10 protein-coding genes are annotated in these 6436 nt (G+C 52.5%); 7 read left to right on the top strand and 3 right to left on the bottom strand.

Annotated features, from left to right (window positions below; genetic code table 11):
- Nucleotides 1–786: DEAD/DEAH box helicase (locus ACPGUT_RS09205; RefSeq protein ID WP_423990615.1), on the bottom strand; the 786-nt coding region annotated here is incomplete at its 3' end.
- 98 nt (nt 787–884) lie between these two features.
- Between ACPGUT_RS09205 and meaB the strand changes: the two genes are divergently transcribed.
- The 5 genes from meaB to ACPGUT_RS09180 all read left to right on the top strand — a co-directional run bounded on the left by meaB (nt 885) and on the right by ACPGUT_RS09180 (nt 3874).
- Nucleotides 885–1874 carry a methylmalonyl Co-A mutase-associated GTPase MeaB gene (meaB, locus tag ACPGUT_RS09200; protein WP_423990613.1) on the top strand — a complete coding sequence of 330 codons (990 nt, stop codon included), beginning with the start codon at nt 885–887 and terminating at the stop codon, nt 1872–1874.
- A 193-nt stretch (nt 1875–2067) separates the two neighbouring features.
- On the top strand, nt 2068–2355 hold the full coding sequence (gene rpmB, locus ACPGUT_RS09195; RefSeq protein WP_423990611.1) for a 50S ribosomal protein L28: 288 nt from the start codon (nt 2068–2070) through the stop codon (nt 2353–2355).
- Nucleotides 2356–2480: 125 nt separating this feature from the next.
- Complete coding sequence (locus ACPGUT_RS09190; RefSeq protein ID WP_423990609.1) at nt 2481–2834, top strand: hypothetical protein; 354 nt, start codon at nt 2481–2483, stop codon at nt 2832–2834.
- Nucleotides 2835–2880: 46 nt separating this feature from the next.
- Nucleotides 2881–3360 (top strand): copper chaperone PCu(A)C, encoded by a 480-nt coding sequence (locus tag ACPGUT_RS09185; RefSeq protein ID WP_423990607.1) that lies wholly within the window; start codon nt 2881–2883, stop codon nt 3358–3360.
- Nucleotides 3361–3409: 49 nt separating this feature from the next.
- A complete protein-coding gene (locus tag ACPGUT_RS09180) occupies nt 3410–3874 on the top strand; it encodes a low molecular weight protein-tyrosine-phosphatase (protein WP_423990605.1) in 465 nt (154 codons plus the stop codon).
- Here the strand turns inward: ACPGUT_RS09180 and ACPGUT_RS09175 are convergent.
- Both ACPGUT_RS09175 and ACPGUT_RS09170 read right to left on the bottom strand, forming a co-directional pair.
- Nucleotides 3859–4164 carry a hypothetical protein gene (locus ACPGUT_RS09175; RefSeq protein WP_423990603.1) on the bottom strand — a complete coding sequence of 102 codons (306 nt, stop codon included), beginning with the start codon at nt 4162–4164 and terminating at the stop codon, nt 3859–3861. The genes ACPGUT_RS09180 and ACPGUT_RS09175 overlap by 16 nt on opposite strands.
- A gap of 144 nt (nt 4165–4308) precedes the next feature.
- Nucleotides 4309–5172, bottom strand: a complete 864-nt coding sequence (locus ACPGUT_RS09170; RefSeq protein ID WP_423990602.1) for a helix-turn-helix domain-containing protein — start codon at nt 5170–5172, stop codon at nt 4309–4311.
- Nucleotides 5173–5275: 103 nt separating this feature from the next.
- Here ACPGUT_RS09170 and ACPGUT_RS09165 point away from each other — a divergent pair, with 103 nt between their 5' ends.
- Nucleotides 5276–5494 (top strand): DUF2061 domain-containing protein, encoded by a 219-nt coding sequence (locus ACPGUT_RS09165; protein ID WP_423990600.1) that lies wholly within the window; start codon nt 5276–5278, stop codon nt 5492–5494.
- A complete protein-coding gene (locus ACPGUT_RS09160; protein ID WP_423990598.1) occupies nt 5494–6402 on the top strand; it encodes a fatty acid desaturase in 909 nt (302 codons plus the stop codon). The genes ACPGUT_RS09165 and ACPGUT_RS09160 overlap by 1 nt, the downstream gene beginning before the upstream one ends.
- Nucleotides 6403–6436: the final 34 nt, after the last annotated feature.

Here is a 6436-nt window from a genome sequence, read left to right as displayed (position 1 = left end):
GATCGCAGCCCGTTGCGCTTTGATATCCATTGCGCCGAAAAGAGGGTGCAATTCTGTGTCCGGGGGCAGCTTGCCTTTCAACAGGTTTTCCGTGCGTCGGATCTCTCCTTCCCCTGGTAAAAAGGCGAGAACGCTACCTTGTTCGGTATTTAATGCGTCTAGGATCAAGTCAGCCGTCGCGTCTTCCAATCGCTGCTTGGCCGGGCGTGGCCGGGCCAGCCAGCGGGTTTCCACCGGATAGGCCCGCCCTTCTGATGTGATGACAGGTGCCCCGCCCAACATCAAAGCAACGGGTTCCGCATCCAATGTTGCAGACATCACGATCAATTTCAGATCTTCACGCAGCGCCCCCCGTATTTCACAGGTCAGTGCCAGACCCAGATCCGCATTCAATGATCGTTCATGAAATTCATCAAAGATGACACAACTGACGCCACTTAGTTCAGGATCACTTTGGATCATCCGCGTCAAAATGCCTTCGGTCACCACTTCGATCCGGGTTCGGGCGGACGTCTTGCTTTCCCCACGAATACGGTACCCCACAGTATCACCAGGTTTTTCACCCAGGGTCTCTGCCATACGCGCGGCGGCAGCACGGGCCGCAAGACGGCGCGGCTCAAGCATAAGAATGCGACCAGATGGAATGACATCAAGCAATGCCAAAGGCACTTTAGTGGTCTTACCTGCACCTGGCGGGGCCTGCAAAACAGCCTGCCCATGTTCGGAGACTGCGGTCAGAAGTTCGGGCAGAACATCATCAATAGGGAGGGCAAATGTTTTGGACATACTGGCTTATTGCCGCAGCAAACCGATGGGATCAAGCTTGTGTGTCACGTCACCGATTGCCATAACCGATAAAGGGGCCAAATGAGGGGGAAACGCCGATGGATATCGTGGATATGGCAAAGCGGATTGTAGCGGGGGAACGCCGGGCCTTGGCGCGTGCAATTACACTTGTAGAAAGCAGCCGTGCGGATCATCGCGCGCAATCACGGACCCTTCTTGAAACCTTACGCAACCATGCCCCTGAACGCCAGGCCCTGCATATCGGACTGTCCGGAACGCCAGGCGTCGGAAAATCCAGTTTCATCGAAAGTTTCGGCCTGATGTTAACCGGTCAAGCACTGAAAGTTGCAGTTCTAGCCGTGGACCCATCATCCGCACGGTCCGGCGGTTCTATTCTGGGGGACAAAACCCGGATGGAACACTTGTCACGTGATCGCAACGCCTTTATTCGGCCTTCTCCCAGCCAAACCGAATTGGGCGGCGTCGCCCGTCGCACCCGTGAAGCCGTCGCCCTGTGTGAAGCTGCCGGATTTGACGTCATCCTGATTGAAACCGTTGGTGTTGGACAATCCGAAACCACAGTGGCCCAGATGTCAGATCTGTTCATCTTGCTGATGGCCCCTGCGGGCGGGGATGAACTGCAGGGAGTGAAACGCGGCATCATGGAAATCGCTGATATGATTCTTGTGAACAAAGCAGATGGCGCCCTGAAAGATGTCGCAACCCGCACCTGCGCCGATTATGCAGGCGCCCTGCGTCTAATGCGCAAACGCGTCTATGATCCAGAAAACTTCCCCAAAGCCTGTACTGTTTCCGCCTGGGAAGGGCACGGGCTTGAAGCCGCTTGGGATGACATGAAGGCATTGGCTGACTGGCGTAAAACAGAGGGCCACTGGGCAACACGCCGTGCAGAACAGGCGCGTTACTGGTTCGAAGAAGAAGTGCGTCAAAGCCTTCTTGCACAACTTCAGACCAACAACGCCGTTGCATCGCGCATGAATACACTGGGGCAGGCCGTGTCAGATGGGCAAACCGATGCGTCGGCCGCAGCAGCAGAAATTCTGCAAATGTTAAAGATACAGCCCTAAAAATATGTCTTTCCGGTCGACTTTTACAAGATAAGGGTATTTAAATATATATTGCTGGCGGAAAACGGGCCGGACGGTTGACGCCCCCTGTGATTCCCATTATGAGCCAGCAGATGAATTTATGGGCACGGAGATTCCGCGGCCTCAACCGACCGCGGGCGGCCCACGCCCCTCTAAGACAAGGAAGACGCAAATGTCACGCCGTTGCGAACTGACCGGAAAAGGCCCAATGACTGGCAACAATGTCAGCCATGCTAACAACAAAACACGTCGTCGGTTTCTGCCGAATCTGAACGATGTTACTCTGCAGTCTGAAACACTGGATCGCGGCTTCCGCCTGCGCATCTCTGCTGCGGCTCTGCGTACTGTTGATCACCGTGGTGGTCTGGACGCGTTCCTTGCAAAAGCAAAAGACGCAGAACTTTCTGCAAGCGCTCTGAAAATCAAAAAAGACATCGCGAAAGCACAAGCTGCCGCCTGATCTTTATCAGAGACATCATGTATGAAAGCCTCGTCCTAGACGGGGCTTTTTGCATTTCGACCTGAACAGCGTGATCTTGCCGCACGGGCTTCACCTGTCTGCGTTTCTACAGTATGAGCAGTTCTATGACCTGCCGCATTCGCATCCTTGTTGCATATCTTCTGTCAGCCCTGATCATCATGACCAGCGGAACGATGGCTGTTGCACGGGGGCATGCAATGGCAGCCGGGCAAATCGTGATCTGTACCGGTTATACGATGAAGGTCATCGCGGTTGATCAGGACAATCAACCGATTGGGCCCGTTCAATATTGCCCCGATTGTGCCCTGTCCTTTATGGACATGACCCCGATCACCGCAATTACTGCGCAATCACCTTCTCGTGTCATAAAGCTGGGTTATTTCGTTTCAGCCCAAACAGAGCAATGCCAAGATTGCATCATAACGCAACAGGCACGCGGACCACCCCTTTCAGTGTGAATCCTCATATCTCCCGGGCATTGGCCCTTCTACTGAAAGTAACGACATGAAACTGAAAACAATTTTTGGCGCAGCCGCGCTTGCCCTAACGGCGCTTCCAGCTTTTGCGCAGGACATCATGGTGCATGATGCTTATGCACGCTCAGCCAGCCCATCTGCCATGGCAGGCGGAGCCTTTATGGAAATCATGAACCACACCGACACGGATGACCGCCTGATCGATGTCCGTTCAGAAGTTGCCAAACGGACCGAGCTGCACACACATATTGACGCTGGAAATGGCGTGATGCAAATGCGCAAGGTCGACGATGGCTTTGTGATCCCCGCAGGCGAAACACATATGTTGCAGCGTGGCGGTGATCACATCATGTTTATGGGCCTGAACCAAAGCTTTGTCCAAGGCGACCTTCTGAAAGTGACCTTCGTGTTTGAAAACGCCGGGGAAATCGAGGTTGAGATCCCGGTTGATCTGGAACGTCAGGCAGGTGAAGCTGGCGAAATGTCACATGGTGATCACAGCAACTGAACAACACTACGCCAGGGCCCTTCCGCAGGCTCTGGCATACGGGGGAACGATGCGCATTCTGTTTGTCTGTCACGGGAACACATGCCGTTCCCCCGCCGCAGAGGCACTGGTTCGGAAGATGGCAATAGATGCAGGCCTTGATCTGCATCTCGACAGCGCCGGCATATCAGCCGATCGTCTTGGGGCTGCCCCTACCCCCGCCATGCAAGATCTTGCACAAAAAGCCGGGTATAATATGGCAGGGCTAAAAGCCCGAAAGACCGCGCGCACCGATTACGAAGATTTTGACCTAATCATTGGTATGGATAATTCCGTTGTTGCCAAACTCATCACGGATCGCCCCGCGCAGGCCAGCACACGGATCACTGGCTTCATGCAATACCCGGATTCATCAGGGCCAAATGAAATCGCCGACCCTTGGCACACGGGTGACTACCCAACGGCCTTTGATCTTATTCAAAAGGCCGCCAAAGCGTTGATTGTTAAGTTGCAGTCAGATCAGCCGCGGCAGTAGACTTCGGCGGTCTGACCAAAGTTTTTATACCGCTGCCAAAAACTTTCATGGCTTGCGCGGTCAGACTGGCGCACTTCTTGCGCTTTATGGGGATCACGGAAAAACGACGCTGCCAGGCGTTGATCACCATTTTGCAGGGTCAGGTCGGCCACATCCTGGATACATCCACACAATTGTCGATTGGCCGCACTACGATCAGAAGAATTACACGCAGATTCAATGCTGCCTGAAAATGCAGAGGTAGAAGATGCAAGGGTGACGACAAGCGTCAGGGAAAGAAATCGTTTCATATTTTGCCTCGTTGTCTACACGGTGGGGCTTGTGCCCTCTGGGATATGTGCAAAGTCTTTAGAAAATATGACTCAATCTTTACAAAAATTCAATCCGTCAGATTTCGGCACCTTATGCCAACGGCTATTTCACGCCTAAAACCTTCATAACCGTATGTTTTTACGGAGTATCTCAAGGCGCGCCGGCAACTGACGACTGTCAAATTCGCTTTCCCGCACAAGGCTGTCAAAGTGATTCCGGATGGAATCGACACGACCCTTATCCCGGAACGCCAGATAGCTTTGACCAAGATAGATGACAGCCTGCAATGGCCCGAAAACCGTCACTGGTGCGGAAAACAATTTTTTCGAATCGAACAGGTAAATGCGCAACTTTGGATACAATTGTTCATGCAACTCCAAGATCCGGTCGATTTGATTAATCCGATGCGCCGCAGGCAAACCGTGATAATACCCTTCGGCGCGGGCAAACGTGGTGATTTCGGAAATCGGCATAGCGATTTCAAAATCTGACAGATCATTGCGCATCAGGTTCAATCGATCTTCTGCCGCACCGATCGCTTGCCGCGCCGTGCGCGCCAATTGCGGCGCATATTCCCATCGCAACATTTCATGGGTTTTCAGAACATCCGGAATCGTCGCGGGCACATGGCAGATTTTGTAACCTGCCGCTTCCTGATGCCACGCAAGGATTTGCTCATCGACCAGCGCCCTGGGTGCAGCTGTCATCTGAACCGTTGATGCCAATAAATCAGCCGTTCGTTCCGGACGTTCCGTCAACCCCAACAGCCAGTCCGCAGACACCCCCAACGCTGAGGCGCATTCAGCAACCACCTGTGCATTCGGCAAGCGCGCACCACTTCCACTGAGCAGTTGAGAGATTGTTGAACGATCCACACCAACCGCCAGCGCCAGGCTGCTACGGTTCAGTTCCGTAAGATCTAGCGCTTGGCTAAGCCTTTGACGAAACAGTAGCGCGCGGTCTCTTTTATCAGTTTTATACACCATTATTGAATAAATTCACATATGTTGGATTTTGTTTACCACTCACCAAATACCCTTATCAGCCTTCTAACGCTAGAAATATCCAATCGAATATTGGCAGGTAGTTATGGATTCTCCCAAGCGCACATGGACAAAAGCGATTCTCTGGCAGGTGATGGGCCTCCTAACCATGATGTTGGTTGGCTTTTTCTTCACTGGATCTGTGATGGTTGGCGGCGCGATGGCGTTGGTCAACGCCGTGATCGGATTGACCGTCTACATTCTGTTTGAACGCACTTGGAATAAGATCAACTGGGGTCGCATCCCTTTGGAAAGTAACAAATAATGAAAAACCAATCCCGAGGTTACAAATTTGTTGAGTGGCCCACGTTTTCTCTGATCATTCTTTGCTATGCACTTTGGGCTCTGGGAACAACAGCGCTGTCAGGCCTGTGGCTACCTCTGGGGTTTGTCGCAACAACCCTGTCTATCACACTGCATTCCTCCCTCCAGCATGAAGTATTGCACGGTCATCCGTTCGCCAATCGCCACCTATCCGAGGCACTGGTTTTTCCAGCTTTGGGGCTGTGCATTCCCTATCAGCGGTTCCGCGACACACATCTGGCACATCATCAGGATTCGATCCTGACTGATCCTTACGATGACCCTGAAAGTAACTTTCAGGACCCCGAGATATGGGCCGTATTGCCCCGCTGGAAGAAAATGGTTCTGACCTTTAACAACACTCTGGCTGGGCGCCTGCTGCTTGGCCCAGCGATTTCCATCATCAGTTTCAGTGTCACGGACTGGCATAAAATCAAGGCCGGTGATCGCACAGTTCTGATTGGATGGTTGTGGCATATTCCTGGGGTTGCAATGATCATCATATGGCTGACCACCCTTGGTCAGATGCCTGCCTGGCTTTATTTACTGGCGGCCTATTGTGGTTTGGCGATTCTGAAAATCCGCACCTTCCTAGAACATCAGGCACATGAGCGGGCCCGCGCACGCACCGTAATCATCGAAGATCGCGGGCCCCTTGCATTTCTCTTTCTAAATAACAATCTGCATGTGGTTCATCACATGCACCCTGCTGTCCCTTGGTATCGGCTATGGGATTACTATCGCAAAAATAAAGATCGGTATCTGGCGCGGAACGACGGGTATGTTTACCGGTCATACGCCGAGATTTTCCGCAAATATTTCTTCCGGCGCAAAGACCCTGTCCCACACCCGTTGTGGAAAAAAGACTAACATCCTCGACTTTACCAGTTCAGGCTGTCACTAA

This window comes from Halocynthiibacter sp. (assembly GCF_049608145.1).
In the GTDB taxonomy this organism is placed as follows: domain Bacteria; phylum Pseudomonadota; class Alphaproteobacteria; order Rhodobacterales; family Rhodobacteraceae; genus Halocynthiibacter.
Note: the sequence above shows the minus strand (reverse complement) of the source record. Positions and strands in the feature narration are given on the sequence as shown.

Coding starts and splice junctions, on each gene's coding strand:
- ACPGUT_RS09180 (WP_423990605.1), top strand. CDS start 3,410: ATGCGCATTCTGTTTGTCTGTCACGGGAACACATGCCGTTCCCCCGCC.
- rpmB (WP_423990611.1), top strand. CDS start 2,068: ATGTCACGCCGTTGCGAACTGACCGGAAAAGGCCCAATGACTGGCAAC.
- ACPGUT_RS09160 (WP_423990598.1), top strand. CDS start 5,494: ATGAAAAACCAATCCCGAGGTTACAAATTTGTTGAGTGGCCCACGTTT.
- ACPGUT_RS09190 (WP_423990609.1), top strand. CDS start 2,481: ATGACCTGCCGCATTCGCATCCTTGTTGCATATCTTCTGTCAGCCCTG.
- ACPGUT_RS09170 (WP_423990602.1), bottom strand. CDS start 5,172: ATGGTGTATAAAACTGATAAAAGAGACCGCGCGCTACTGTTTCGTCAA.
- ACPGUT_RS09185 (WP_423990607.1), top strand. CDS start 2,881: ATGAAACTGAAAACAATTTTTGGCGCAGCCGCGCTTGCCCTAACGGCG.
- ACPGUT_RS09165 (WP_423990600.1), top strand. CDS start 5,276: ATGGATTCTCCCAAGCGCACATGGACAAAAGCGATTCTCTGGCAGGTG.
- ACPGUT_RS09175 (WP_423990603.1), bottom strand. CDS start 4,164: ATGAAACGATTTCTTTCCCTGACGCTTGTCGTCACCCTTGCATCTTCT.
- meaB (WP_423990613.1), top strand. CDS start 885: ATGGATATCGTGGATATGGCAAAGCGGATTGTAGCGGGGGAACGCCGG.